This is a genomic window from Pseudomonas syringae KCTC 12500 (genome assembly GCF_000507185.2).
In the GTDB taxonomy this organism is placed as follows: Bacteria; Pseudomonadota; Gammaproteobacteria; order Pseudomonadales; family Pseudomonadaceae; genus Aquipseudomonas; species Aquipseudomonas syringae.
Genome location: NZ_AYTM02000002.1, coordinates 3,685,017 through 3,709,802, shown reverse-complemented (window position 1 = coordinate 3,709,802; position 24,786 = coordinate 3,685,017). Strand labels below are relative to the sequence as shown.

Annotated in this window: 21 protein-coding genes; 16 read left to right on the top strand and 5 right to left on the bottom strand. The window is 60.4% G+C overall.

The window, feature by feature from the left end:
- Positions 1-161: 161 nt before the first annotated feature.
- Both V476_RS16900 and V476_RS16895 read left to right on the top strand, forming a co-directional pair.
- Complete coding sequence (locus V476_RS16900) at positions 162-1,109, top strand: LysR family transcriptional regulator (RefSeq protein ID WP_002552240.1); 948 nt, start codon at positions 162-164, stop codon at positions 1,107-1,109.
- Between the two features lie 87 nt (positions 1,110-1,196).
- Positions 1,197-2,171, top strand: a complete 975-nt coding sequence (locus tag V476_RS16895) for a 2-hydroxyacid dehydrogenase (protein WP_003316953.1) — start codon at positions 1,197-1,199, stop codon at positions 2,169-2,171.
- A gap of 59 nt (positions 2,172-2,230) precedes the next feature.
- Here the strand turns inward: V476_RS16895 and V476_RS16890 are convergent, their stop codons facing one another.
- On the bottom strand, positions 2,231-3,133 hold the full coding sequence (locus tag V476_RS16890) for a DMT family transporter (protein ID WP_024959513.1): 903 nt from the start codon (positions 3,131-3,133) through the stop codon (positions 2,231-2,233).
- Between the two features lie 136 nt (positions 3,134-3,269).
- Between V476_RS16890 and V476_RS16885 the strand changes: the two genes are divergently transcribed.
- Positions 3,270-4,145 carry an AraC family transcriptional regulator gene (locus V476_RS16885; protein ID WP_017277811.1) on the top strand — a complete coding sequence of 292 codons (876 nt, stop codon included), beginning with the start codon at positions 3,270-3,272 and terminating at the stop codon, positions 4,143-4,145.
- Here V476_RS16885 and V476_RS16880 read toward each other — a convergent pair.
- From V476_RS16880 to V476_RS16870, 3 genes are read right to left on the bottom strand one after another with little or no spacing between them, the layout of a single operon-like run.
- Complete coding sequence (locus tag V476_RS16880; RefSeq protein WP_024959512.1) at positions 4,134-4,466, bottom strand: DUF3325 domain-containing protein; 333 nt, start codon at positions 4,464-4,466, stop codon at positions 4,134-4,136. The genes V476_RS16885 and V476_RS16880 overlap by 12 nt on opposite strands.
- Positions 4,466-6,007: a PepSY-associated TM helix domain-containing protein gene (locus tag V476_RS16875; protein ID WP_024959511.1), complete on the bottom strand. Its 1,542-nt coding sequence runs from the start codon at positions 6,005-6,007 to the stop codon at positions 4,466-4,468. Before V476_RS16875 ends, V476_RS16880 begins: the two co-directional genes overlap by 1 nt.
- A 20-nt stretch (positions 6,008-6,027) precedes the next feature.
- Positions 6,028-6,372 carry a DUF3649 domain-containing protein gene (locus V476_RS16870; protein WP_003316960.1) on the bottom strand — a complete coding sequence of 115 codons (345 nt, stop codon included), beginning with the start codon at positions 6,370-6,372 and terminating at the stop codon, positions 6,028-6,030.
- A gap of 200 nt (positions 6,373-6,572) precedes the next feature.
- On the opposite strand from V476_RS16870, the gene V476_RS16865 reads away from it, so the two are divergent.
- The 6 genes from V476_RS16865 to V476_RS16840 all read left to right on the top strand — a co-directional run bounded on the left by V476_RS16865 (position 6,573) and on the right by V476_RS16840 (position 13,145).
- Positions 6,573-7,076, top strand: coding sequence for a sigma-70 family RNA polymerase sigma factor (locus V476_RS16865; RefSeq protein ID WP_024959510.1), 504 nt, complete (start codon positions 6,573-6,575; stop codon positions 7,074-7,076).
- Positions 7,073-8,050, top strand: coding sequence for a FecR domain-containing protein (locus V476_RS16860; RefSeq protein WP_024959509.1), 978 nt, complete (start codon positions 7,073-7,075; stop codon positions 8,048-8,050). The genes V476_RS16865 and V476_RS16860 overlap by 4 nt, the downstream gene beginning before the upstream one ends.
- Before the next feature lie 268 nt (positions 8,051-8,318).
- On the top strand, positions 8,319-10,667 hold the full coding sequence (gene fecA, locus V476_RS16855) for a TonB-dependent Fe(3+) dicitrate receptor FecA (protein ID WP_024959508.1): 2,349 nt from the start codon (positions 8,319-8,321) through the stop codon (positions 10,665-10,667).
- A 273-nt stretch (positions 10,668-10,940) separates the two neighbouring features.
- On the top strand, positions 10,941-11,369 hold the full coding sequence (locus tag V476_RS16850; RefSeq protein ID WP_002552231.1) for an HPF/RaiA family ribosome-associated protein: 429 nt from the start codon (positions 10,941-10,943) through the stop codon (positions 11,367-11,369).
- An 849-nt stretch (positions 11,370-12,218) separates the two neighbouring features.
- Positions 12,219-12,551 carry a DUF3509 domain-containing protein gene (locus V476_RS16845; protein WP_024650108.1) on the top strand — a complete coding sequence of 111 codons (333 nt, stop codon included), beginning with the start codon at positions 12,219-12,221 and terminating at the stop codon, positions 12,549-12,551.
- A gap of 261 nt (positions 12,552-12,812) precedes the next feature.
- Positions 12,813-13,145: a YXWGXW repeat-containing protein gene (locus tag V476_RS16840; protein WP_003316963.1), complete on the top strand. Its 333-nt coding sequence runs from the start codon at positions 12,813-12,815 to the stop codon at positions 13,143-13,145.
- 61 nt (positions 13,146-13,206) lie between these two features.
- Here the strand turns inward: V476_RS16840 and V476_RS16835 are convergent, their stop codons facing one another.
- Positions 13,207-13,695, bottom strand: coding sequence for a phosphate-starvation-inducible protein PsiE (locus V476_RS16835; protein ID WP_003316964.1), 489 nt, complete (start codon positions 13,693-13,695; stop codon positions 13,207-13,209).
- A 410-nt stretch (positions 13,696-14,105) separates the two neighbouring features.
- On the opposite strand from V476_RS16835, the gene V476_RS16830 reads away from it, so the two are divergent.
- The 7 genes from V476_RS16830 (at position 14,106) to V476_RS16800 (ending at position 24,590) form a co-directional block, all read left to right on the top strand.
- Positions 14,106-14,372: a YebG family protein gene (locus tag V476_RS16830; RefSeq protein WP_003341670.1), complete on the top strand. Its 267-nt coding sequence runs from the start codon at positions 14,106-14,108 to the stop codon at positions 14,370-14,372.
- 701 nt (positions 14,373-15,073) lie between these two features.
- Complete coding sequence (gene wecB / locus V476_RS16825) at positions 15,074-16,324, top strand: non-hydrolyzing UDP-N-acetylglucosamine 2-epimerase (protein ID WP_003421747.1); 1,251 nt, start codon at positions 15,074-15,076, stop codon at positions 16,322-16,324.
- Between the two features lie 166 nt (positions 16,325-16,490).
- The gene (locus V476_RS16820) at positions 16,491-18,707 is read left to right on the top strand and encodes a cellulose biosynthesis cyclic di-GMP-binding regulatory protein BcsB (protein WP_024959507.1); all 2,217 of its coding nucleotides are present in this window, start codon (positions 16,491-16,493) and stop codon (positions 18,705-18,707) included.
- A 12-nt stretch (positions 18,708-18,719) separates the two neighbouring features.
- Complete coding sequence (locus V476_RS16815) at positions 18,720-20,840, top strand: glycosyl transferase family protein (RefSeq protein ID WP_024959506.1); 2,121 nt, start codon at positions 18,720-18,722, stop codon at positions 20,838-20,840.
- Positions 20,837-22,801 carry an NfrA family protein gene (locus V476_RS16810; protein ID WP_024959505.1) on the top strand — a complete coding sequence of 655 codons (1,965 nt, stop codon included), beginning with the start codon at positions 20,837-20,839 and terminating at the stop codon, positions 22,799-22,801. The genes V476_RS16815 and V476_RS16810 overlap by 4 nt, the downstream gene beginning before the upstream one ends.
- A 31-nt stretch (positions 22,802-22,832) precedes the next feature.
- Positions 22,833-23,705 carry an alpha-amylase family protein gene (locus V476_RS16805; RefSeq protein WP_024959504.1) on the top strand — a complete coding sequence of 291 codons (873 nt, stop codon included), beginning with the start codon at positions 22,833-22,835 and terminating at the stop codon, positions 23,703-23,705.
- Between the two features lie 81 nt (positions 23,706-23,786).
- Positions 23,787-24,590, top strand: coding sequence for a SirB1 family protein (locus V476_RS16800; protein WP_024959503.1), 804 nt, complete (start codon positions 23,787-23,789; stop codon positions 24,588-24,590).
- Positions 24,591-24,786 lie beyond the last annotated feature (196 nt).

Below are 24,786 nucleotides of genomic sequence, written 5' to 3'. Positions count from 1 at the left end.
GTGAAACACCTTGAATGGCGGCGATTCTAGGCGGCACTCGACGCGGCGATAAGCGGGGAGATTTGTGAATCTTTGTTACTGAAACGGCGATAATCCTTTGGTCTGGATACATGCATCCGTTACTTCATGTCACAATTTGCCATCTACTCAGAGAAGTACCCATGGACACCCTGCAAAACATGCGTGCCTTCAGCTGCGTGGCGCAAGCGGGCAGCTTCACTGCTGCCGCCGCCGTGCTGGATACCACCACCGCCAACGTCTCGCGTGCGGTCTCCAACCTTGAAGCACATTTACAAACGCGCCTGCTCAATCGCACCACCCGGCGCATTGCCCTCACTGAAGCAGGCAAGCGTTATCTGTTGCGCTGCGAACAGATTCTCGCCTCGGTAGAAGAAGCCGAGGCCGAAGCCAGCGACGCTCATGCCCGCCCGGCCGGGCAGCTCAAGGTGCATTCGATGCCCGGCGTCGGCCAGCATTATGTGATTGATGCGATTGCCCGTTACCGGCGCAACCACCCGGACGTCGCGTTCGACCTGACCATGACCCACCGCGTGCCGGACTTGCTGGAAGAAGGCTATGACGTGTCGATAGTGCTCGCCAGCGAACTGGCCGACTCGGGCTTTGTGTCCCAGCGCCTGGGCATTACTTACAGCATCGTGTGCGCGTCGCCCGAGTACGTGAAAACGTTCGGCATGGCCCACAAGCCTGCCGACCTGCTGAATCATGCATGTCTGCGTCTGGTGAGCCCGGTGTTCCCGCTGGACAAATGGCTGTTCGATGGTCCTGAAGGCCAGGAGATGGTCACCATCAACAGCTCGCCGCTGCTGGTCAACTCTGCGGATGCGATGAAGACCGCGATTTCCAGCGGCATGGGGATTGGCATCTTGCCGATCTACTCGGCGATCGAGGGGCTGCGCAACGGCACACTGGTGCGCGTGCTGTCCGATTACCGCTCGCAAGAGCTGAACCTGTACGCCATCTACCCGTCACGCCAGTATCTGGATGCGAAGATCAGAACCTGGGTTGAATACCTGCGCGGTTCCCTGCCGGAAATTCTCGCTGCCGATGAAGCGGATCTGCATGTGCAGGCCCTCAAGTCATCGTTCTGACATCGTACAACTGCAAAAAGCGGCTGCCAAAGAGCGGGGAGGAATGTTAGCGTGCTACTCATTCAACCGCTCAAGAGTGACTGCCCAATGAAAAAAACCGTACTCGCCTTCAGCCGTGTTTCTCCTGAAATGGCCGAGCGCCTGGCGCAAGACTTCAACGTGATCGTGCCCAACCCCAAGCAGGGTGATATCAACGCGCAGTTTGCAGAAGCCTTGCCTGAATCCCACGGGCTGATCGGCGCAGGCCGCAAGCTGGGTCGCGAACAGCTGCAGAACGCCACCAAACTGGAGGTGGTGTCCAGCATCTCGGTGGGCTACGACAACTACGACGTCGAGTACCTGAGCGAGCGCGGCATTCTGCTGACCAATACGCCGGATGTACTGACCGAAAGCACCGCTGATCTGGGCTTCTCGCTGATCATGAGCAGCGCCCGCCGAGTGGCTGAACTGGACGCCTATACCAAGGCCGGACAGTGGACGCGCAGCATCGAACCGCCGCACTTCGGCACCGATGTGCATGGCAAGACGCTGGGTATTGTTGGCATGGGCAACATCGGCGCAGCGATTGCCCGCCGTGGTCGTCTGGGCTTCAACATGCCGATTCTGTACAGCGGCAACAGCCGCAAGACCGAACTCGAACAGGAGCTGGGGGCACAATTTCGCAGCCTGGATCAGTTACTGGCCGAAGCGGATTTCGTCTGTCTGGTCGTACCGCTGAGCGAAAAGACCCAACACTTGATCGGCCGCCGCGAGTTGAGCCTGATGAAGCCCGGCGCCATCCTGGTGAACATCGCCCGCGGCCCGATCGTCGATGAACCTGCGCTGATCGAAGCGCTGCAGAACGGCACCATTCGCGGCGCCGGTCTGGACGTCTACGAAAAAGAGCCGCTGAGCGAATCGCCGCTGTTCCAGTTGAAGAACGCGGTAACCCTGCCGCACATCGGCTCAGCCACCACCGAAACCCGCCAGGCCATGGCTGATCGCGCCTACGGCAACCTGCGCAGCGCGCTGCTCGGTCAACGACCGCAGGATCTGGTCAACCCACAGGTGTGGAAAGGCTGAGGCCCCGCCTCTCTCGCAGTGCAGGGCTGCTGTGCAGGATAGACACGATCAACACCGACTCAGGCCAGTTTGCCGCCGACCACGACGGCAACCGGCCTGATCTTCCTGAACACCAGCACGTTGCCGACCATCACCAGTATCAGCCCCAGCAAGGCAGCCAGGGTCCACTGATAGCCCTCCACCCAGGCGGAGATATTCAGCGCCACGACCGGAAACAGCACCGTGCAATAAGCGGCGCGCTCCGGGCCCATGCGCCCGACCAGGGTCAGATAGGCAGTGAACGCAATCACCGAGCCGGGGATAACCAGAAACAGCAGTGAGCCTACATAGCGCGTGTTCCATTCGAAGCTGAACGGCGTGCCGCTCAGCAGGCAATACATGCCGAGTATCGTCGCCCCGTAGAACATGCCCCAGGCATTGGTGGTCAGTGGACGCAGACCGGCTTTCTGCTGCAGGCTCGACAGCATGTTGCCCGCCGAAAAGCACAGCGTGCCCAGCAAGGCCAGTCCCAGGCCGATGAGGGTTTGCCGGCTCGCGCCATGCCCGGACATTTCAGGCCAGAACATACACGCCAGACCGATCAAACCCATGGCGCCACCGGCCAGCACATTGCTGGCGATTTTCTGGCGAAAGAACACCCGTGCGTTCAGCGCATTCCACAGCGTCGAGGTCGAGAACACCACCGCGATCAGGCCGCTGGGTATCCACTGGCTGGCCGTGTAGAAGCACATGAAGTTGACGCAGAACAGGCACACGCCCTGCGCCAGGCAAATCAACTGGCCGCGACGATTGACCGGCTGCAGACGCTTGCTCAGCAACAGGAATGCAAACAGCACCAATGCTGCCAGGGCAAAGCGATAGACGATTGAGACTGGAATCGCGACATCGCCGAGTTGGAGTTTCAGGGCGATCCAGGTGGTGCCCCAGATCAGCACGGTCAGCAGATAAAGCGAGAGGTTCATGGTGCAGGCTCCTTGATGAACCATCAGTCTGCTGCGTGCCGGCCTGCCCGCGCTTGCACAATCTTGCGCATTTGCTTCAAGCGTTACTGGCAGCGACGTCGCCAGCGAGTAGGATACAAATCCTAGAGGAATCGTCATGCCCGCCATTGAATCCATCCAGGTCTTTCAGGCCCTGAACAGTTCACCCAATGCCAATCTGGAGCAGAGCGCGCCGCTGGGCGACGGACTAGTGGCGGCGTTGTGGAACAATCGGCATGACTCGCAGGAGTATCACGCACCGACCCATCATACGTTGTCGTGCTATATCGAGGACGGTACCGGGACCTTTCGCCGCGGCAGACCGGACCAGAAAGGCGCGCCGGGCAAGTTGTGCATCTTGCCTGCCGGCCATGAGTCCGCCTGGGTGGTGAACGGCGAGATCCGTCTGGCGCATCTGTATTTCAGCCCGGAACAGTTTGCGTTGGGCTGCGTGACCCTGCTGGATCGCGAGCCACGCGAGATGCAACTGCGGGAAAACACCTTTCTGGAAGACCCCGCACAAGCCGCACGCTTCCGGCAGCTGATTCGCCTGAACTGGGCAGAACCCGGCGAGCGCCTGCTGACCAGCAGCCTGGCGCACGAGATGGTCAGCCATGCGCTGCTCAATCAGGCAGGCCTGCGCGAAGGGCTGCGCCTGAAAGGCGGTCTGGCGCCGCACCTGCGCCGGCATCTGGTGGACTTCATCGAAATGCATCTCGCCGACCCGTTGAGCCTTGGTCAACTGGCCGGCCTGTGTGCGCTGTCGGAATATCACTTCGCACGCATGTTTCGCGAAAGCTTCGGTTTGCCGCCGCACCAGTATCTGTTGGCGCGGCGTACCGAGCAGGCGCGCCAGTTACTGCGCAGCACCGGCAAGCCATTGGGCGAAATCGCGCTGGCTTGTGGATTCGCCAGCGCCAGCCATTTCAGCAACCGTTTTCGTCAGGCCACGGGGGCGACACCGGGTGAGTACAGAACGGCGCTAGGCCAATAGCTGACTCAACGCTGCCAACGGGCTGAGCAGCGCGCCACACCCCGCCAGCGCCAGCACCCAACGCGGCCGGAACGACAGCAAAGCAACCAGTAACACCGCGCTGCCCATGAGTGCAGCGAACCAGTGCACCGTCCCCATCATCCAGCCATGGTCATCAACCGCCGCCCACGACGACAGCAACAGCGCGCTCCAGCCGGCCAGCTTGAGGGCGCGACGCCTCTGTTCAGTCAACGGGCCCTTGAGCAGTTCGCCGTAATGCCGGGCCATGGACAGGCACAGGCACGTAAACCCCACATAGCAGAGCAAGGCCACCAGCAGCATCAGGGCGCCTCCTGCGCAGCAACCGGCAACGAGACGCGGGCGTTTTTATCAGCAGGTACAACCTTGAACTTCAGCGCCGCCCAGCCCAGAAACAGCCCGGTGACCAGCGCCGTCAGGTCAAAGGCCGCCAGTACCCAGTTTCCTGACATTAACGAATCCAGCAGATAGCGACCGCAGATCAGCAGATCGAGCAACGGCAGCCCGGCGAACAGCAGCGCGCCCAGCCCCAGTTGCTCTCGCCATGCATTACGCCCCTTGCGCAGCGCAGCGTGCATGAATGACAAGGCCCAGAACGTGAAGAACACGCTGACCTCCCAATCGGCACGCCCGGCGAATCCGCCAGGCAGCAAGCGATTGGTCCAGAAGAAGCTGGCCACCGCAAGCATCAACCCGGACATGCTGGCAATGTTCAGCACCTCAACCACCCGCAATTCCAGTGGCAGCACACCGGTCTTTGCGTGTTTGAGCTGACGTTTGCCCAGCCACATCACCAACCCGGTGCCGATCATTGCAGTCCCGGCGACACCAAAAATGAAGTACAGCCAGCGCAGCAGCGGCGCGGCGAAATGGCCCACGTGCAGGCCGTACATCCCGCTGGAAATCAGCAACGCCAGCGGCCGCTCAGGCACTTCGTTCGACAGCTCGCCGCTGACACCGCTGAACGTCAGCGCCCCGCCCCGGTCCGGCACGATGCTGCCCTTGTCATCACGCGTCAGCAGAACCGAGGCGCTGCTGTCGCCCGGATTGTTGACGATGACCCGACCGACCTGGCCGATGTCCCATTTCGCGTTCGCAGCGTTGACCAACGGCGCAAGCGCTACCAGCGGCGTAGCGATGCCTTCGCGCTTGACCGTTTCCGGAAACGGATAGGCTTCGCTGTAGAAGGCCTGGACTGTGTCGTACTGGCTGAGGATGCTCGCGGGCATCACCATCGACATGAAGATCACCAGACTGCTGTAGGTGATCATCAGGTGGAACGGCAGCACCAGCACGCCCAGCGCGTTATGCCCGTCCAGCCAGGAACGCTGGCCCTTGCGCAGACGGAAGGTGAAGAACTCCTTGAAAACCTTCTTGTGAATGATGATGCCGGTAATCAGTGCGACCAGCATCACCATCGCGGCGCTGGTTGCCAGCCAGCGGCCCCAGGGATAAGGCATCTGCAGTTGATAGTGAAACCGGTAGAAGAAATCACCACCGCGTGTTTCACGCGCCTGCACCTCGCTGCCGGTCTGCGGATCGAGCAGCTTGCGCACGAAGTTATTGCGCTGGCCCTGCTTGCCCTCGGGCAGCCAGCCGACCACCAGGCCTGGCGTGCGCTGATCGGGCAGACTGATGAACCAGCGCGTGGCCCCGGTTGCATGGCTTTGCAGGTAATGCTGAGCCTGTTGCACGCTGGCGCCTGCATCGAGCGCGCGCACCGGAATCTCCGGCTGCATCCAGTGGGTGATCTCTTCCTTGAAATAGGAAAGCGTGCCGGTCAGAAAAATCGCGAACAGCAGCCAGCCAAACAGCAAGCCGACCCAGGTGTGCAGCCAGGCCATCGACTGGCGAAAACCCTCCTTCACAGTAACCACCGACCGCAGGTGTAGGCCGCCCCCAGCAAGGCACAGGGCGTCAGCACCCCGATCCACGCCTGCAGCGCCGTACGGCAGGCAAAACACCAGAGCACCGCGCCCAGATAGGCGAGAAACGAGAACATCATCCCCGTCACCACCGCTTCGGCGCGAGTAATCGGCAGCCATTGAGCGATGCAGGTGCTGACCAACGAGGCCAGCAGGTAACCGGCAAATACCGCAGCCAGTGCCCGCGAGGCAATGGCAAGGCGATAGGCCGCCGTCACGCCCCTGGCTCTGGCTTTTGCCGTGCGTTTTTGCGGCAGAGGGCGGCTTGCGCTGGTGACATCCATCAGAGGGTCTGCATTGATTCAGGAAACCTGGGAAGCCGTTCATGGGCGACCGGGAAGCGGTCGCAACAAAAGCCGGCGGTATGCGCCATTGATCCTGAACGGGACAAATGAACCGCAATATTAATGATAAATATTCTCATACGCAAAAGAGTCTGCCAGAATCCACGCCATCAATGAGTCCCCGTGGATTGTTCCCCGTGATACCCGTCGCCCACTCCGCTCTCAATCACACTGTCGAAGGCCTGTACAGGGCACACAACGCCTGGCTGACGACCTGGTTGCGACGCAGACTCGGCTGCCCGCACAGCGCGGCAGACCTGGCGCAGGACACGTTCATCAAGGTGCTGGGCGCACGCGATACAGCGCAAATCGTCGAGCCGCGTGCCTTTCTGACGACGATTGCCAAACGCGTACTGTGCAATCACTACCGGCGTCAGGACCTGGAGCACGCCTACCATCAGGCACTGGCCGAACTGCCGGAGCGCGTGGCGCCTTCGGAAGAAGAGCGGGCGATCATTCTCGAAACCCTGGTCGAACTCGATCAACTGCTGGACGGCCTGCCGCCCCTGGTCAAGCGGGCGTTTCTGTTGTCGCAGGTCGACGGTTTGAGCCATGGCCGGATCGCTGCCGAACTGGATATTTCCGTCGCGACGGTCAAGCGCCATCTGCACAAGGCTGCCCTGCGCTGCTATTTCGCCCTATGAATCCGAACAACGAGTCCCTGAATAAATCCGACATCTCGCCTGCCGTGGCACAGCAGGCCGTTGGCTGGCTGCTGGAAATGCAGGAAGGCACGCTGGATGCCCGTCGTCAGCACGCCTGGCAGCTGTGGCTCAATGGCAACGCCGAGCACCAACGGGCATGGGCGCACATGCAGCGGGTCAACCAGCGCTTGAGTGGGCTGTCCTCGCCGCTGGCGTATGCGGCACTCAATGCGCCGAAGTCCGCCAGCCGTCGGCATGCGTTGAAACTGCTGTTGCTGCTCGGCGCAGGCTCGGCAGCGGGCTGGGGCCTGCGCGAGCAGATTGCCCTGCAACCCTTGCTGGCCGACTACGACAGTGGCGTGGGCGAACAGCGCAAAGTGGCGTTGAGCGACGGCAGTCAGGTGCAGTTGAATACTGCCAGCGCGGTGGATGTGCGTTTCGATGCACAACAACGCCTGATCGAACTGCTGCAGGGCGAAATCCTCATGACGGCCTCGGCAGACACGCGTCCGCTGAACCTGTTAAGTGCCGAAGGCACGGTCAGGGCCTCGACCGGCGCCAGTCGTTTCAACCTGCGCCAACTGAATGGGCGCACGCAGTTGGCCGTGTTTGCCGGCGCCCTCGAAATATCCCCTGCCGGAAAGAGCGGCCCCGGTTTGATGCTGCAGGCCAGCCAACAGGTGACGTTCAGCCGTGATGCCTGGGACAAGGTTCGTCCGCTGGACGCAGGCAGTGGTGCCTGGGTGGACGGGATGCTGGTGGCGTCGCGCATGAGGCTGGCCGATTTTCTCGCAGAGTTGAGCCGCTACCGCCGCGGTCGTCTGAATTGCGATGCGAGGGTTGCAGGGTTGCTGATTTCCGGCAGCTACCCGCTGGCCGACAGCGAGCGCATCCTCGACATGCTCGAACTCGCCCTACCGGTGCGCGTGCAGCGCTTCACGCGGTATTGGGTGAACGTGCAGGCGCGGGTTTGATCGTGATTGCTCGTTCCCACTTTTCAGTGCTCATGTGGACATACGCGTCTTGGAGAGCCCGAAATACAGGGCTGACACTACGCTGACTATCGTTCCCACTCCGCGTGGTAGTGCCTTTCGTGACGCTCTGCGTCACACAGCGGTGTTTAGATGTCAGGTGGATTTGCGCTGGCCGGCTAAAATCTTTCAAAAAGCGTGAGCTGTTTTTCGATCCTCGCGTGACAGACAGGGAAAGCCTCTCTCAACCTTCCGGTCAAAGGACTCCCGCATGTCAGCCCGCCCTACTCAACTTTCACCGCTGGTGCGCACATTGCGCCATGTCATTTTCGGCGCGAGCCTTTCGGTCGGCAGTCTGTCGATGGTGCAGGCCGCCGAGGTCGCACCCAAGGTGTATCACATTGCGCCGAGCGAGCTTGAAGCGGCGCTGAACCAGTTCGGTCGTGAGTCCGGCATGCTGATTTCCTATGGTTCGCAGATGACCAGCGGCCTGAAAAGCCGTGGCCTGGAAGGTCAATACACACCCGAGCAGGGCCTGAATGCCTTGCTCGAAGGCACCGGCCTGCAGGCCATGGCCGATGGCAATAACGGCTTCACCCTGCAATCGGCAAATACGGCTGGCGCGCCGATCGAGCTGGGGGTTTCCACGGTGGTCGGTGACTGGCTGGGCGCTGCGCAGCAAACCAACGTTTTCGAACATCCCGGCGCACGTGACGTGATTCGCCGTGAGGAGTTCGAGCGGGTCGGCGCGACATCGGCGCGTGAAGTGCTCAATCGTATTCCGGGCGTCAATGCGCCGGACAACAACGGCACTGGCAGCCATGACATGGCGCTGAATTTCGGCATTCGCGGCCTCAATCCACGCCTGGCGTCGCGTTCTACCGTGTTGATGGACGGTATCCCGGTGCCATTCGCGCCCTACGGCCAGCCGCAACTGTCGTTTGCGCCGATCAGCATGGGCAACATGGACGCAGTCGATGTGGTGCGTGGCGGTGGCGCAGTCCGTTACGGTCCGCAGAACGTGGGTGGCATCGTCAACTTCGTGACCCGCGCGATCCCCGATGCCCCCACTCTCAAGGGCGGCATACAAACCGAGACCAGCCCGTCGTCCAGCCACGACGGTTTCAAGACCACCGGTAACCTGCTGGCAGGTGGCACCGCGGACAACGGCCTGGGCGGCGCGATTCTGTATTCCGGCGTGCGCGGCGGCGACTGGCGCGAGCACAGCGACACCGAAATCGACGACCTGATCCTCAAGGGTAAATACCAGATCGACGACGCCAACAGCCTTAACGCCATGGCGCAATACTACGATGGCGAAGCGCAGATGCCCGGTGGCCTCAGCGTCGCGGACTACAATGCCGATCCGTACCAGTCGACACGCCTGAAGGACAAGTTCTGGGGCCGTCGCACCATGTTCAACTTCGGCTATCGCTACGAACAGGACGCGCGCGTCTTCACCGCCAATACGTTCTTCACCAAGACCCTGCGCAGCGGCTATCTGGATCAGGGTAGCTTCGTTTCCCTGTCGCCCCGCGAATACTGGGTGCGTGGCCTGGAAACACGCTTCTCGCAAGGCTTTGCGCTGGGCGAAACCTGGCATGAAGTCGGCGTTGGCTACCGTTACGTCAACGAGGCCGGTCACGAACTGCGCTATCGCGAGCCGGTCACCGGCGAACTGCCGACCACCGCCAGCCGCAATGACCGCGACACACGCGGAGCGACCGAAGCGCATGCGTTCTACATCGACGACCGCATCGATATCGGCAAGTGGACCATCACGCCGGGCATTCGCTACGAGATGATCGACACCGCGCAGAACAACAACCTGACCAACGCCCGATACCAGGGCGACTACAGCACCGCGCTGCCCGCGTTGAATGTGCTTTACCACCTGACCGACACCTGGAACCTGTACGCCAACACCGAAGGCTCGTTCGGCAGTGTGCAGTACAGCCAGATGCCTAACCGCGTCACCGGCGATGAAGTCAAACCGGAAAAAGCCCGCACCTGGGAACTGGGCACACGCTACGACAATGGCAACCTGCGGGCCGAGATCGGCGCCTTCCTGATCAATTTCGACAACCAGTACGACAGCAACCAGACAAACGACACGGTGATCGCACGCGGCGAGACGCGTCATCAGGGCATCGAAACCAGCGTCAACTATGCGCTGGAGGGCCTTAGCCCGGTGCTGGCCGGCTACGATGTCTACGCGACCTACGCCTTCGTCGACGCCACGATCCGCGAAGACGGCCCGAACAAGGGCAACCGCGTGCCGTTCTCGTCAAAGCACAAGGGCACCATGGGTGTCAGCTACACCGAAGGGCCGTGGAAGCTCAATTTCGACAGCTCCTTCCAGAGCGACCAGTTTGCCGACAACGCCAATACCTCAGCTGAAAGCGCCGACGGCAGCACCGGCAAGATCCCTGGATACATGCTGTTCAGCACCCGCGCCAACTACGACTTCGGCCCGCAACTGTCTGACCTCAACGTCGCGGTCGGGATGAAGAACATCTTCAACCGCCAGTACTACACCCGCTCGTTCGACGACAACAACCGCGGCAAATACGTCGGCGAACCGCGCACGGTGTACGTACAGACGTCGGTCGCGTTCTAGTTTCGGACGCCAGAGCGCAAGAAAAGTGTTCTCCCGGACACTTCTCGTTCCTTACGCTTCGCATGGGAATGCCGTTCCGGACGCTCTGCGTCCGCTGCTGATTCGCAGCCTCGCGGCAAGGCATCCTTTTTTTGCTGCGAAATATTTCTTACACATTGGGGTTGAATTGTCAGGCCATTGCCGCCAACACTGTGAATGAGCGCAAACGAAAACGATTCCGACAGGAATCATGCAGTCCAGCCTCGCACGAGCAAGCCCTAATAAGGATTAACTATGCAAATCCAGGTCAATAGCGATAATCACATCGAAAGCAGTATCCGACTGGAGGAGTGGGTTCGTACCACCGTTGAAAGCACGCTCGAACACTACGATGAAAACCTGACCCGCGTGGAAGTCCACATCCGCGACGAAAACGGCGACAAGCCTGGCCCGCACGACATCAAGTGCCAGATGGAAGCTCGCCCTAAAGGACACCAACCCATTTCTGTTTCCCACAAGGCTGATACGGTAGATCAGGCTGTGGATGGCGCTGCTGTAAAACTCGATCACGCCCTCGAGCATCTGTTTGGCAAACTGCGCGGCAAACGAGGCGCCGCACCGATCATTGCCGAACAGGATGAAGATCCGGTCAGCCCGGACGCGCTGCTCGAAGAAGAATTTCTGGAAAAAGAGCAGGAGAAAGAAGCCGCTCGTCTGACCTGATGCTTCACTGACACGTTTTGCAAGAAAAGGGCGAACCGGCGACGGTTCGCCCTTTTTGTTTGCCACGGGCCGGCAAGCGCACCACAAACGGTCGCTGCACAGTTTTGGCCACCTTGACCCTTCCCTCACCTCGCAGCCATTTTGATCGCTGGGTGCCGTCCATCGAATTTAACAGCCAGCGCCGAGCAGCCCGAGCGCTGCACCTGACCGCCATCGGCGAGCAAAAATCATCCCGCGTCCCCTCGATGAGGGTGCGGGTCTGCCGTTCATACCGACAGGTGTTCAACACTCACCCAGCCACTCCGCAGCACAACGCTCAACGTCAGAAACTGGACAGTGGGCGATTACGGTTTCGACCCCGTCTTTACGAATCTCTGACGTCAAGATTCGGTTGTCGGAGTGTCAGACAATCACTCGAAAAAGTCATGAGCAAAACGCTTTCGCGAGAGGAGCAGGCCATGTACGGGAGCTGTTTTTCGCCCGCTTTGGAGAGCACTTTTTTCAACCCGACTGACCGGCTCGTCCTGCAGCAAAGCCAACCAGGAAGCGACTGCGCAGTGCTCCCGCTCGGCGGCTTCTAGCGCATCGCCCCTGCAATATGGCCCGAACCATGCAAAGCCCTGTAGTACGCGCCACGAGGCAGGCCATCAGGACGGCCACTTTCTGGCGCGGACTGAACGTCGTGAATGCGTCAAAGCTTCTCGAAAAGAAACCCTGTCATCAACGCGGAAGACGACAGCAACCCCGTCAGCACCCAGCGCAGGAGTAACGCAACCGCTGATCAGTCGTCGAGAACCAAAAGGACTACTACCCGGTCAACTTATGCAGACCATTGAGCAGGTGAATGATATGGACAATCCTTTTCAGATGATCACGGACACGTTTCACCCCGACTATCGGGTGAATCTGAGCATTCAAGGGCTGGACGGCAGCATCATGCTGACCTTGTCCAACGAATGCGGCGTCGTTGCCAAGCGTTTGATCAGCGCTGCCCAACGCAATGACCCACAACGCCTGCGCAAGCTGATAGAAAGCGTGCAATTCGGCATCGCTATCGAACGTGGCGACAGCGCGATCAAGATCCTTGCAGCGCTGACCGACGGCGCGACCCTGAAAAAGGCACCTGTCCCGGCCAATGGTCTGTGGCCGCAGAGTCAGGCAACGGCCAGTGCCGGGGTCTGATGCACCGGCCCCTCCCCTCTATGCAGTGCCGTTGTCGGCGCTGCATAGAGCAAAAACAGATTGATGCCGTTCAATACCCTCCAGCCTGCCTGATCGGGCTTTCCCCCCAGTAAAACCGGCCTTTCGCTACCATCCCCCCTCCCTCCTCTTCAGCAAAAGTACAGATACATCCTGCTACAACAATCCTTGCGCAGAAACATTCGAGCGACTGGGCACTGAGTTCAGCGCCACTGCACCTGCGGGTGATTCCGAGGAGGCAACATGTATTTACGTTATGGGGTATTGATCGCATCACTTGCGATAGCGTCAGGCTGTGTCGAAGAGCGTGTGGTCCATGAACGATCGCATGCCCATCATGAATACGTCGAAGAAGTGATCGCGCCGCAACCGCCACCGGAACGCGTTGTCGAGGTGGAACCGGCCCCTCGTCCCGGCTATATATGGGCACGCGGTTACTGGCACTGGAACGGCCAGCGATTCGTGCCGGTACATGGCCACTGGGAAACCGAACGACCCGGCTATCACTATGTGCATCCGCACTGGGAAAGCGCTGGTGACGGCTGGCACTGGCGTGCCGGGGTCTGGCTGAACTGATTGCCTTCTTCTATAAGCAGCGTGCTGGCGGCATCGTGCACAGATGCCGCCGCTGCCTCGATCAGATTTCGCCCTTTTCTTCCGTCACCGCGCCTTTGACGGTGCTGGACGAATCGGGAATCTTCGCCGACGGGTATTTGTACGACGCATAGCGCACTACCAGAATCGCAAACGCCAGCAACAGAATGCCGCCACACAGGTAGATGATGCCGATGTCCGGTGGGTTGTGATGGGACACGTCGGAAATCAGCAGGCGGGTCAGTGCAGTGATCGCAACATAGATCAGGAAGCGCACGGGCATGTGGTTGGTCTTGAAATAAATCCCGGTCATCGCCCCCAGCTCGAGATAGATGAACAGCAGCAGGATGTCATCGACCGTGACGTTGCCTTTCTCGACCATCCCCAGAAATGCAACCACTGACGCCCAGGCAGTGATCGCGCCGATCGCGAACAGCGCCAGAAAGTGGAAGCTCTCCACACACAGGTTGCCCAGTGACTCGGCCTGCGCATGCACGCGGTGTCTTATCTTTACTGCCCATTTGTTCCCCATGACGCTTACCTCTGAACCTTCGTTTATGCCGACCGGATGATGCCGGGTACTCGTGACACCCTTGTGGCCTGCTTTTTAAAGCAGGAACAGGGCCATAGGCTATGGTTGAGAGCGCGGCGGGTTGTCGCAAGGCACATTTGCAGCGCAAAAAAGATGCGTAAACGCCACTATTCAGGCAGGGCTTGATTGGCACATGGCTTTTACTGTATAAAAACACAGTAATCGAGAAATCGCTTTCGCTGTTGCGTCGCAGGCCAGCTTCCCTAAAGGTCTTCACGCAGTGCCCCGCTACACCTGACCGGCGCGCTGGTCATGCACGATCAATGCTTTGCATACCCGCTGGTCAGAGCACAAAGCGCTGAACGCCCGGGTCTAGCCCTTTCAACACTGGATAAGACGACGAGGCCAAAATGGCTGTTGAAACCCTTTACCGCAGTACCCGCGATCTGGAGACTACTTTCGTGGACCGTAAACTCGCCGATGCGCACGACCAAATGCTCGAGCTGGCCGAGCTTCTCACCGACGTCCTGATCAAGAACGTGCCGGGGATCTCGGAGAAGCATGCAGAGGATGCGAGCATTTACATGGCGAAGAATCGCGCCGTGTTCGCAGCGGCGTTCAAGAACAACGCGACCGCGCTCAGCGAGCTGTCGGAACCGGCCGAGGCGAAAGGCTGATTTCGCTGTGAGCTGCGACTCCCCTCATGCGAGGGGGTCGCCAATCATTCTCATTTAATGGCTGGGCAATCGTCCGTATTGCTGCTACAACTCAATACTGTATATGCCGTACAACTTGAACAGCATCTAAGCGAACTCCTAACCTCCCGCCCGCTCGTCAGCGTGTCAAACTCGACACCTAATCAAAGTTGCTAACCGTCATTATATTAGCGTCATTTTTGTGAACCCCTTCTCTCTTCCCGTCATTAAACAGGCGTCAGGATTCTGCTGTAGTGACGCCCGCCTCAGCGCCACTACTTTGTTGGAACTTTTTGCCATCACTCATAACTACGCGTGGCAAACAGGCATTCAAAACAGCTGGAAAAACGTTCCAACCCCCCCTCAAAAGCCCCGAATTCATTGACCAAAAGGCCCTTCCTAAAAAATTTAACCCTGTACTGACCGTGGTGAAATTCTAAAGTTCATACTCATTGTTACTTTGAAAAATACTTAATAAAACATTTTGCTTTATTATCCTGTTCTGTTAATAATCCCGACAACTCCGGGTAACAAGGCATATTGCTACATTCACACTGAAGTGAACATCGAGCCACAAACTCCGATCTTTCCGCCCGAGAAACTCATCAACTCGCTAGCTGACCAAGCTGTTCTCAGCCTGGTTCTTGCTGCTGTGCGACGCGCTAGGTGCGCGGGAGGAAATAATGGCTGGTCTGCACCCCAGAATGAAGGTCCTTTCCATTTTCGGTACTCGTCCGGAGGCCATCAAAATGGCTCCCCTGGTCAGAGCACTGGCTGCAGAGCCAGGTATCGACTCAAGAATCTGCATTACCGGGCAGCATCAAAGCATGCTGCAACAGGTGCTGGACATGTTCGAGCTCAAAGCCGACTACAGCCTCGATGTGATGCGCCCCGATCAGACACTGAACTCGCTGACCGCTGCGCTTTACGCGGCGATCGACCCGATTCTGGACGAGCTGAAGCCGGACAAAGTGCTGGTTCACGGCGACACCACATCAGCCATGGTGGCGGCCATGTCGGCCTTTCATCGCCGCATCCCCATCGGCCACGTCGAAGCCGGTCTGCGTACCGGAGACATCCGTCAGCCATGGCCTGAAGAGATGAACCGTCGTTGCATCGATCTGATTTCCGATCACCTGTTCGCTCCCACCGCCGAGTCGCGCCGCAACGTGCTGGGCGAGCGTTTGCAGGGCATTTCGTTCGTGACCGGCAATACCGTGATCGACGCCCTGCACCTGACCGCGCAACGAATCGACAGCAACCGTCAGCTGCGCCATGCCCTTGATCGTCAGTTTTCGTTCCTGGTGCCCGAGCGCAGGGTGTTGGTGGTGACCGGTCATCGTCGCGAGAATTTCGGCGACGGCTTCCTGAATATCTGCAAGGCGCTGGGCGAGCTTGCCAGACGCGACGACATACAGATCGTCTACCCGGTGCACCTGAACCCCAACGTACTGGGGCCGGTGACCGAACACCTGGGTGAGCTGCCCAACGTGCACCTGATCAAACCGCTGGACTACCTGTCGTTCGTGCGCCTGATGCAACGCGCTCACGTCATCCTCACCGACTCCGGTGGCGTGCAGGAAGAAGCGCCGTCGCTGGGCAAACCGGTATTGGTCATGCGCGATGTCACCGAGCGCCCGGAAGCGGTCGCGGCAGGCACCGTGCGCCTGGTGGGCACCGAAACGGACGCCATCATTCGTGGCGTGAACGCCCTGTTTGACGATGATGCCCTGTGGCACAACGCCTCCCGCTCGGCCAACCCTTATGGCGACGGCAAAGCCAGTTCACGGATCGTCGATGCGCTGATGGGCCGTCCGGTGGATGAGTTTGTCGCCGAGCTGCCGCGTCAGCGCCAGGACTCGATGGACAGGCACATGGATACACGAATCAAGCCGCAGCACGAACATGCGGAGTTGCGCTCGATGGCCAGCTAGCACAACGGTCGCGCAGATAGCGCAGACACACCCTAAAAAATCCGCAGGAAGCAGTCCGCAAACAATACGGGCACCCGGTTCAGACCGAGTGCCCGAAAAACGTTGTAGCAGACCGGCAGCCTGTATCAAGACCCAATGGCCTTGAGCCTTTACCGAGATCTGCACGATGAAATCTTCCGTTGCCGTAAACATGGGCGCGTTTGGCGTACTTGCCTGCGGGATGAGCCTGCTGGCTCTGATGCCTGCATTCGCCCTGGCTGCCGACAGCCCGCTGACCCAGGCGATCAACCGCATCACTGCCGACAATCGCCAGGAGCGCGTGGTCGAGCTGAGGGAGCTGGGTATTGATCGTCCGATCATCCTCAATGCCACCGACGCCCGCCGCGAGCTTTACCTGCCGGTGCCAGCCAATGTGCCGCTGACCGAGGCCACGCTGAATTTCGATGCCAGCTACCTGAACGGCGAGGCAGGCCGCAACACGCTGCTGCTGTCGCTGGACGGTTATCCGGTACGTGCGCTGGGCCTCAATGAAGAACAGGGCAACGCCAGTGCGACGCTGGGCGTCGACAAGGCAGCGCGCGAAAACGGCTCGGTGCGGCTGGGGATTGCCTGGTCGTCGGTGATCTCGAAAGTGCTCTGCGAAGACGAACGCGCGATCGGCAACGTGTTGCGCATCGATCCGCACACGCGCCTGACGTACAGCTATGACGCCAGCCAGTTGCAGGACGTCGGCGCGGTATGGAACGCACTGCCCGGCAAACCCGGCCTGCTGGTCGCACCCGGCACATTGTCGAACGCCAGCTACGATGCCGCCTGGCGTCTGGGCGTAGCGCTGGAACGCATCGGCAAGCAGGCACGCATTCTGCCGTTCCCTGCGGTGCAGGACAGCGTGGACCTGAGCGGCCTGACTATTCCGGCTGAACTCAAACAGATTCCGGCGTTTGCAGGGCTCGAAGGCAAGGGCCAGTACACCCTGCGCGACCCGGCGGAAATCGGTGCATTGCTGATGCTCGGCCAGACACCTGCGTTGCAGGCCGACCTGGCGATCAGCGATCCGCAGTTGCTCAAGGCAATCGACGACGCCATGGACGCTCTCCAGGCGCAGGTGCAGGGTCTGGATGCTTCGGCGGCCAGCGCACTGGGCCAATGGCGCGAACGCCACATCAAGAAGCCGCTCGCCAACAGCACCGGGGATGACGTGAGTCTGGCCCTGCTGGGCAATCGCGCACTGCTGATGATCAAGCCGGAGTCGGCCGACAAAGCTATCGGCCTGTTCAGTTCGGCGTGGAACAAACTGGCGCGCAATCGCCAGCTGACCATCGGCGAAGAGGCCGCCATGCCCCTGAGCGAAGACGGTCGCGTCGCACTGACCCGCCTGGGCGGCAAGCCCGGCACGGTGGATGTGCTGGCAAAAACCGACTGGAGCGCCTCGTTCCCGCTGGGCAGCGTTGCCTATGACGGTCGTGTACCGGTGACTGCGATGATCGATATCGCTGCCGCCCCCGGCGCATCGGGTACCCCGCCGGTTGCCACGCTGTTCCTCAACGATTACCTGATCGGCGCGATGCAACTGACGGCCGATGGCAAGAAAGAGCGCATCGAAGCTCGCATTCCGCAGTACGCACTGGCGGCGCAGAACGTACTGCGCGTGTCCTTCCAGCGTCAGCCGGTCAGCAACCAGTGCCTGGAGACGCCGCAGGCGTTCCCGATCTCGGTATTGCCAACCAGCCACATCGTGCTGGACAAGGTCACGCCTGACGAAAACTTCTCGGGCATGGCGGCACGCTTCGCCACCGACACGCAGATCATGGTGCCCAAGGGCTACCTTGAGCACCCGGCCAGCAGCCTGCCGCAAGTCATCCGTATCGCCAGCGCCTCCGGCGTCTCGCCATTGCGCGCACAGCTCAGCGTCAGCGATGACGCCAGCGTAGCCGTAACCCCGGCCAAGTCTTTCCTGGCCTTCGAACTGCCCATCAAGGACGGCGCCGAGTCGGTCAAGGCCAGCAACGACGGACACCTGCTGATCAACCACAAAGAGCAGACGCTGCTCGACCTCAAGTCGCTCAACCACCTGGCTTCGCTGCAAGTGATCGAAGCTGGCGGCCAGCACGGCATGATCTATCGCACGCTGGGCGGTCAGACCCCGGTTTTCGAACGTCCGGTACTGCTGGAACGTGGCAACGCCGCAGTGCTGGCTGACAGCGGCCCGATCGCTACCTTCGACGCCAAGGACCCGACCGGCAGCAAGATGATCGAGGAGGAGGAAAGCACTGGCATCGACGCCTGGCGCAAACCTTCGCTGCTGTGGCTGATCCCCGGCGGCATCGTACTTTTTCTCATTCTGTTGCTGGCTGGCCGTAGCGCCCGTCGCAATCGCTCGTAACAGGCCGCCACAATGACGTCGCTCTATTGGCCTTACTGGCTGGCCCATTACTACAGCGTGCTGGAAGTCGCGACGATCGTTGTCGGGCTGATCATCCTGGTATCGAGTATCGATGACCTGTTCATCGATATCTGGTACTGGTCGCGGCGGCTGTACCGCAAGTTCACCGCCGAACGCCGCTACCGGCCACTGACTGCAGAGCAGTTGATTGCCCGCGACGAGCAGCCGCTGGCGATCATGGTCCCGGCCTGGCTGGAATACGACGTCATCGCGCCGATGATCGAAAACATGGTGTCGACGCTCGACTATCAGAACTACGTGGTGTTCGTCGGCACTTACATCAACGACCAGCGCACCATCGATGAAGTGGAGCGCATGCGTCGCCGCTACAAGCAGTTGCACCGCGTGGAGGTGCCGCACGCCGGCCCGACCTGCAAGGCCGACTGCCTGAACTGGGTGATCCAGGCGATTTTTCTGTACGAGAAGACTCATTCCGTACAGTTCGCCGGGACCATCCTGCACGACAGCGAAGACGTGCTGCACCCGCTTGAACTGCGCCTGTTCAATTACCTGCTGCCACGCAAGGACATGATCCAGTTGCCGGTCGTGTCGCTGGAACGCAACTGGTACGAATGGGTGGCCGGCACCTACATGGACGAGTTCGCCGAATGGCACGGCAAGGACCTGGTGGTACGCGAAAGCATGACTGACACCGTGCCTTCGGCTGGCGTCGGCACTTGTTTCTCGCGACGTGCGCTGATGGTGCTGGCGGATGAAAACCAGAACCAGCCGTTCAATACCGAAAGCCTGACCGAGGACTACGACGTCGGCGCGCGATTGGCGAAATACGGCATGCAGGCGATCTTCGTACGTTTCCCGGTGCAATTTCGGGTGCTGCGCAAATCGTGGTTCCGCAAGCCTTATGAATCGACGCTGGAAATGCCGCTGTGCGTGCGCGAGTTCTTTCCGGACACCTTCCGCACCGCCTTTCGCCAGAAAGCGCGCTGGACGCTGGGTATCGGCTTGCAAGGCTGGGAGCAAATGGGCTGGACCGGCTCGCTGGCCAATCGATACCTGCTGTTTCGGGACCGCAAGGGTGTGGTCACGTCATTCGTCAGCATCCTTGCTTATGCCATCCTCATTCAGTTGCTGGCGCTGATTGTGCTGCGCTCCAGCGGAGTCTGGAACACCAGCTTTCCGACACCTTTTGAAACCACCGGGCTGATTCAGTATCTGCTGGTGGCCAACGGCATCGCATTGCTGTGGCGGATCCTGCATCGCTGCTACTTCACCACTGTGCTTTACGGCTGGCAGCACGGTTTGCTGTCGATACCGCGCATGGTGGTCGGCAACTTCGTCAACTTCATGGCTGCGGCGCGGGCCTGGCGGATGTTTCTGGTGGGCAAGGTGCTCAACCGCAAGCTGGTCTGGGACAAGACCATGCACGACTTTCCGTCTTCCGATCTGATTGCCGTCGCACCCCGCCGCCTGGGCAGCGTGCTGCTGTCCTGGCAAGCCATCAACGACGAAAAACTGCAGACCGCACTGGCTGAACAGCAAACCCGTCAGGTGCCACTGGGCAGGATTTTGCTTAGCCACGGCTGGCTCGACGATGAAACCCTTGCTGAGGCCATCGCTTTTCAGAACGACCTGCCGCGGGTGTTCGACATCGCCAGCAAGCGTGCCGACAGCCGTGTGCTGGCCGATGAGTTCTGCCTGCGCTGGCGTGTCGTGCCGTTGCAGATGAATGCGCTGGGTCGCCAGGAAATTGCAGTGGCCAGTCCGCTGCCGCCTGATGGCCTGCAGCAGATTACCCAACAGCTGGGTGCCGAGCCGGTGCAGTTGATTGCCCGTGAAAGCGACATCGTCGCGCAGTTGCGTCAGCTTCAGGTGGTCGAGGGTCAGCCGCTTCCAGCCAGAGCACCACTGCTGGGCGATCTGCTCATCGAGCAAGGCCTGCTGGACCGCGACGTGTTCCAGAAAGCCATGCTCGGCTACCGCCCGCATGTGCATGGCCGGATCGGCGATTACCTGGTCGACATCGGCGTGCTGCCCAGAGAAACCATCGAACAGGCTGTGGCACGTCAGCACAACCATTACCGATCTGACGATCAAACGGAGCAGCCACTATGAAGCGCCCCTTCATCCTGTCGCTGCTGGTGAGCGGCCTGGGTCTTGTTGCACCGCTCAGCCAGGCGGAGACACTGCCCCTGCCGTTGACCGGACCCGCCTATGCCATCGCCAACGAAGCCTACATGGCCTACAACCGCAAGGACTACGACCTGGCCATTGCCAAAGCCAACGAAGCGTTGCGTCAGCGCGGTGACGCTCAGCAGTTGCGTGACCTCATTACGTTGGCCGAACGCGACAAGTACCGCCGCGATCACCCGCAACGCGCTTACAAGACAAGGCCCAAGCCTGGCTACCTGGAAGGCAATCAGGCGCTACGCGCCTATGCCAGGCACGACTACGACGGCTCGGCGAGTCATGCGCGCAAGGCCATTGCCCAGGCACCGAAGAACCTTGATTACCGCATGATGCTGATCGAGGCGCTGCAACGTCAGCAGCGTCTGGATGAAGCACAAGCAGCCATCAACGACGCCGAGCAGGCACTGGGGCCGCAACAGGTCCTGACGCGTCGTCGGCAGGCGATTCAGGAGCAGGTAGCGGTCGACAAGGCAGCCACCGGCTATAAGGCACTGGCACGCGGCGATAACGACACCGCAGTCAGCGAGGCGCGGGAGGCTGTGCGCAGTTTTCCGAAACAGATGGCCTACCGGAAATTACTGGTCAGCGCCCTGATTGCCCAAGGGCAGTATGCCGAAGCGCGCTCTGCGGCCACCGAAGCGCTGGCGCTGAATGGCAACGACGCCACCCTGCTCGTCCAGCGCGGACAAATGCGTCAACGCCTGGGCGATCAGGACGGTGCACGTCAGGACTTCGGCCAGGCCATGGCGGTTGGCAACCTGCCCCTGCGTGAACAGGCCTCGTTGTATGCCGCCATGGGCCAGCCGAGTGAGGCGCTGCAACGTCTGCAGCAAGCTCGCGATGCAGGCCAACTGCAACCCGGCGATGAAGTGCAGATTGCCTATTTCCTCAGCCAGGCGGGCGATGATCAAGGTGCGCTGGATACCTTCAAGCGTGTTGACCGTCAGTCCGGTCTCAAGCCCCGCGAAGTACAGGATGCCGCCTACAGCGCGATGCGCACGTCGAACGATGCGCAGGCCATCGCCTACTTCAAGCGCGTGCTCGATTATCAGCAGACCGGCGATCTGCAGATGCCCGCGCAACAGGTGTTCGACACGCGACGCGCCGTCTCTGATCTGTCCCGTGAATGGGGCCTGACCAACACCACGACTTATCGGGGTGCCAGCACCAGCAGCGGCCTGAGCGGCGCACCCGGCGGCAGCAATGACAGCGTGCAGAACAGCACCGAAGTGTTCTGGCGCCCCTTCGGTTACCGTAACGCGCGCTTCGTCGAGCTTTACGGGCGTATCACCGACACGCTGTGGAGCAAGGAAGGCGACTCCGACACAGGCGCGGACGCCTTGCAGGGCGCGCTCGGTATCCGGGTCAAGCCGTTCAGCGCAGTCAACGTGATCGGCGCCTTCGAACGCACCTTTCCGCTGGGCAACTCAAACGCCGACGGCGACTGGCTGGTGCGCCTGGGCTACGGCTCGAGCATCGGCACCGACCTGCGCGTCGATGTACCGAGCTGGTGGACTTCGCAGCTGTACGCTGAAGGCGGGCGCTATCTGCAGGACAAGCGCAACTACTTCAACAGTGAGTGGCAGGTCGGGCGCAGCTTCCGTCTGGACAGCATCAGCCCGCGGCTGGTGGTGTTTCCCCACGTGGTCGCCGCAGTGGACTACGATTCAAAAATGCGCAGTGAGGTCGACAGTCTCGGCCGTAGCAGCACATCATCGGGTAATGCTGGCGGGCTTGGTGTCGGTACGGGCGTGCGTTACTGGTTCCGCGAGGATAAATACAAGGCGCCGCAGTCGTATGTCGACTTCTCCGTGCAGTATCGCGAGAAAGTGTTTGGCGATGACCGCGCAGAAGGCGTTTTCGCACGCATGACGTTCTCGTGGTGATCCACGCCCGTCATCCATCAGGGAGTAATGTTTGAAGGCTCTGGCCGCACTGCTGCGACAGGCGACACTGGTCAAGACCTCGCTGGCCGCCTTGCTGGTCGGGGCAATCGCCCTCGGCACCAGCGAGCTGTATGTGCTGATTCAGCCCAAGGGGCCGGGCGTGGTCGGCATCGTCTGGCAACCGGATAACGCAACGGTAGGCATAAGCGGTAACTGGGACAGGCTCGGCGCACGGCAATTGCTCGTGCAGTGGACGGCGGTCGATGATCAGTCGTTCATACCGGGCACCTCGATGGCCAGTGTGCCGGTGTTGCCGGACTGGACACGCATCGGCAAGGAGCCCTGGGCGCAGGAGGTGATCCTCGGGCTGGCCGGGTACTTCAGCGAAACCCGCTCACGGGACAATATCGAGCAACTGGCGGTGCTTTCGGCACAACTGGCCAAGGTGAAAACGCCGCTCAATGTCACCGGCTGGTACTTCCCCGCCGAAGTCGATCCCAGCTGGAGTCGTGCCAAGGAGTTACCCGCTCTGCTGGCGAAACTGCCCAGACCGTTGTGGATCAGCGTCTACGACGGCGCCAATATCGGGCCCGCCGCCACGGCGGACTGGCTGAAAACCTGGCTGCCGGACGATATCGGCGTGTTCTTTCAGGATGGCGTGGGTGTCTATGCACGCACCGCTCCGGTCGCCCGGACCTACGCCGACGCCCTGCGCCAGCGGCTGGGCAAGAATCGCGTGAGAATCATCGTCGAAGCCTTTCGCCCGCAGCTAGGCGGCGGCTTCCGCCCGGCAACGGCGGCCGAACTGAAACCGCAGATCGCCGCCTTCGATGGCTATCCGCTGTATCTGTTCGACGGTCCGCACTATGTGACACCCGACCTGATAGAAGCCCTGAACAAGTAGAAACAAGTGGCGCTGGACGAAATTCGCGCACAGGGCTACAAAGAGTCTTCGCACTGGATTTCGAGCCGCACGGAGTGGTCCATGACGCCACGTCAGCATTGCCTGGCCTGCCTGCAACAGACACCGCCCTCGGTGTTTGAAGCTGCGTTGTGGGTGTCGAGCGAACATGACGCGCACTTCGCGTGGCATGAGGTGATGAGCGAAATGGATCGGTTGCAGCGCCAGATAAACGCGGCGCTGCCTGTTCTGCCTGCGCCTGAACTCGCCCAGCCGCTGTTGCGCCAACTCAACGCCCTGGGTTTTCAGCAGGATGACTGGAACCCTCCCAAACCCGATTCGGCCCTTTTGCACAAGATCCTGGAGCAGCGTCGAGGCCAGCCACTGGGGCTGGCAATGATCGCGCTGGAGATCGCGCGGCGCCTGGACATCGCCATGGAAGGCGTTAACTTCCCGGGCCACTTCCTGTTGCGCGTGCCGGGTGCCGATCACCTGCTCGACCCCTGCAGCGGGCGCAGGCTCTATCCAGCCGACTGCCGCGAGCTGTTGATCAGGCAGTTCGGCCCGACCATGCAACTGCGCGCCGAGCATATGACACGTGCCAACCCGACCAGCATGATGCAACGGTTGTCGCGCAACCTGCGGCACCTGCACCAGATCAACGATAACGTTCTCGCGGCGCTCAAGGATGCAGACCTCATCGTCGAACTGGGCCAGGCCACCAGCAGCGATCACGTGGCTCGCGCCAGTCTGTACCAGTATCTCGAATGCCCACAGGCCGAACGCTTCGATCTGGAACGCGCGCTGCTGCTCAGTGAAGACCCACTGCAAAGACTCCAGCTCGCCGAGCGCCTGAGCCGCTTGCCGGCAAACCATCGCGTTCATTGAGCACCCTGCTCATTCGCTGCGAATTGTTACCTGCCGGGTAATGCTGCATATCCTGCGCGGGGATTTTTCAGACGCGTGATGGCGGTTAACCTGCGCGCGTTAAATCGACGTGGATTTGCAAGCTCCCTTGATCCTGCGTTTTGTTTGGCCGCCGTGCAGGTCTCTGTGCAGCGGCCTTTTTTATTGCCCACAGTTT

Bases quoted from the DNA above. Each gene is read 5' to 3' on its own strand.
- V476_RS16870 (WP_003316960.1), bottom strand. From the start codon at position 6,372: ATGGATGTCACCAGCGCAAGCCGCCCTCTGCCGCAAAAACGCACGGCA.
- V476_RS16885 (WP_017277811.1), top strand. From the start codon at position 3,270: ATGCCCGCCATTGAATCCATCCAGGTCTTTCAGGCCCTGAACAGTTCA.
- V476_RS16850 (WP_002552231.1), top strand. From the start codon at position 10,941: ATGCAAATCCAGGTCAATAGCGATAATCACATCGAAAGCAGTATCCGA.
- V476_RS16800 (WP_024959503.1), top strand. From the start codon at position 23,787: ATGACGCCACGTCAGCATTGCCTGGCCTGCCTGCAACAGACACCGCCC.
- V476_RS16815 (WP_024959506.1), top strand. From the start codon at position 18,720: ATGACGTCGCTCTATTGGCCTTACTGGCTGGCCCATTACTACAGCGTG.
- V476_RS16890 (WP_024959513.1), bottom strand. From the start codon at position 3,133: ATGAACCTCTCGCTTTATCTGCTGACCGTGCTGATCTGGGGCACCACC.
- V476_RS16860 (WP_024959509.1), top strand. From the start codon at position 7,073: ATGAATCCGAACAACGAGTCCCTGAATAAATCCGACATCTCGCCTGCC.
- V476_RS16880 (WP_024959512.1), bottom strand. From the start codon at position 4,466: ATGCTGCTGGTGGCCTTGCTCTGCTATGTGGGGTTTACGTGCCTGTGC.
- V476_RS16845 (WP_024650108.1), top strand. From the start codon at position 12,219: ATGGACAATCCTTTTCAGATGATCACGGACACGTTTCACCCCGACTAT.
- V476_RS16840 (WP_003316963.1), top strand. From the start codon at position 12,813: ATGTATTTACGTTATGGGGTATTGATCGCATCACTTGCGATAGCGTCA.
- wecB (WP_003421747.1), top strand. From the start codon at position 15,074: ATGGCTGGTCTGCACCCCAGAATGAAGGTCCTTTCCATTTTCGGTACT.
- V476_RS16835 (WP_003316964.1), bottom strand. From the start codon at position 13,695: ATGGGGAACAAATGGGCAGTAAAGATAAGACACCGCGTGCATGCGCAG.
- V476_RS16895 (WP_003316953.1), top strand. From the start codon at position 1,197: ATGAAAAAAACCGTACTCGCCTTCAGCCGTGTTTCTCCTGAAATGGCC.
- V476_RS16820 (WP_024959507.1), top strand. From the start codon at position 16,491: ATGAAATCTTCCGTTGCCGTAAACATGGGCGCGTTTGGCGTACTTGCC.
- fecA (WP_024959508.1), top strand. From the start codon at position 8,319: ATGTCAGCCCGCCCTACTCAACTTTCACCGCTGGTGCGCACATTGCGC.
- V476_RS16830 (WP_003341670.1), top strand. From the start codon at position 14,106: ATGGCTGTTGAAACCCTTTACCGCAGTACCCGCGATCTGGAGACTACT.
- V476_RS16810 (WP_024959505.1), top strand. From the start codon at position 20,837: ATGAAGCGCCCCTTCATCCTGTCGCTGCTGGTGAGCGGCCTGGGTCTT.
- V476_RS16900 (WP_002552240.1), top strand. From the start codon at position 162: ATGGACACCCTGCAAAACATGCGTGCCTTCAGCTGCGTGGCGCAAGCG.
- V476_RS16875 (WP_024959511.1), bottom strand. From the start codon at position 6,007: ATGGCCTGGCTGCACACCTGGGTCGGCTTGCTGTTTGGCTGGCTGCTG.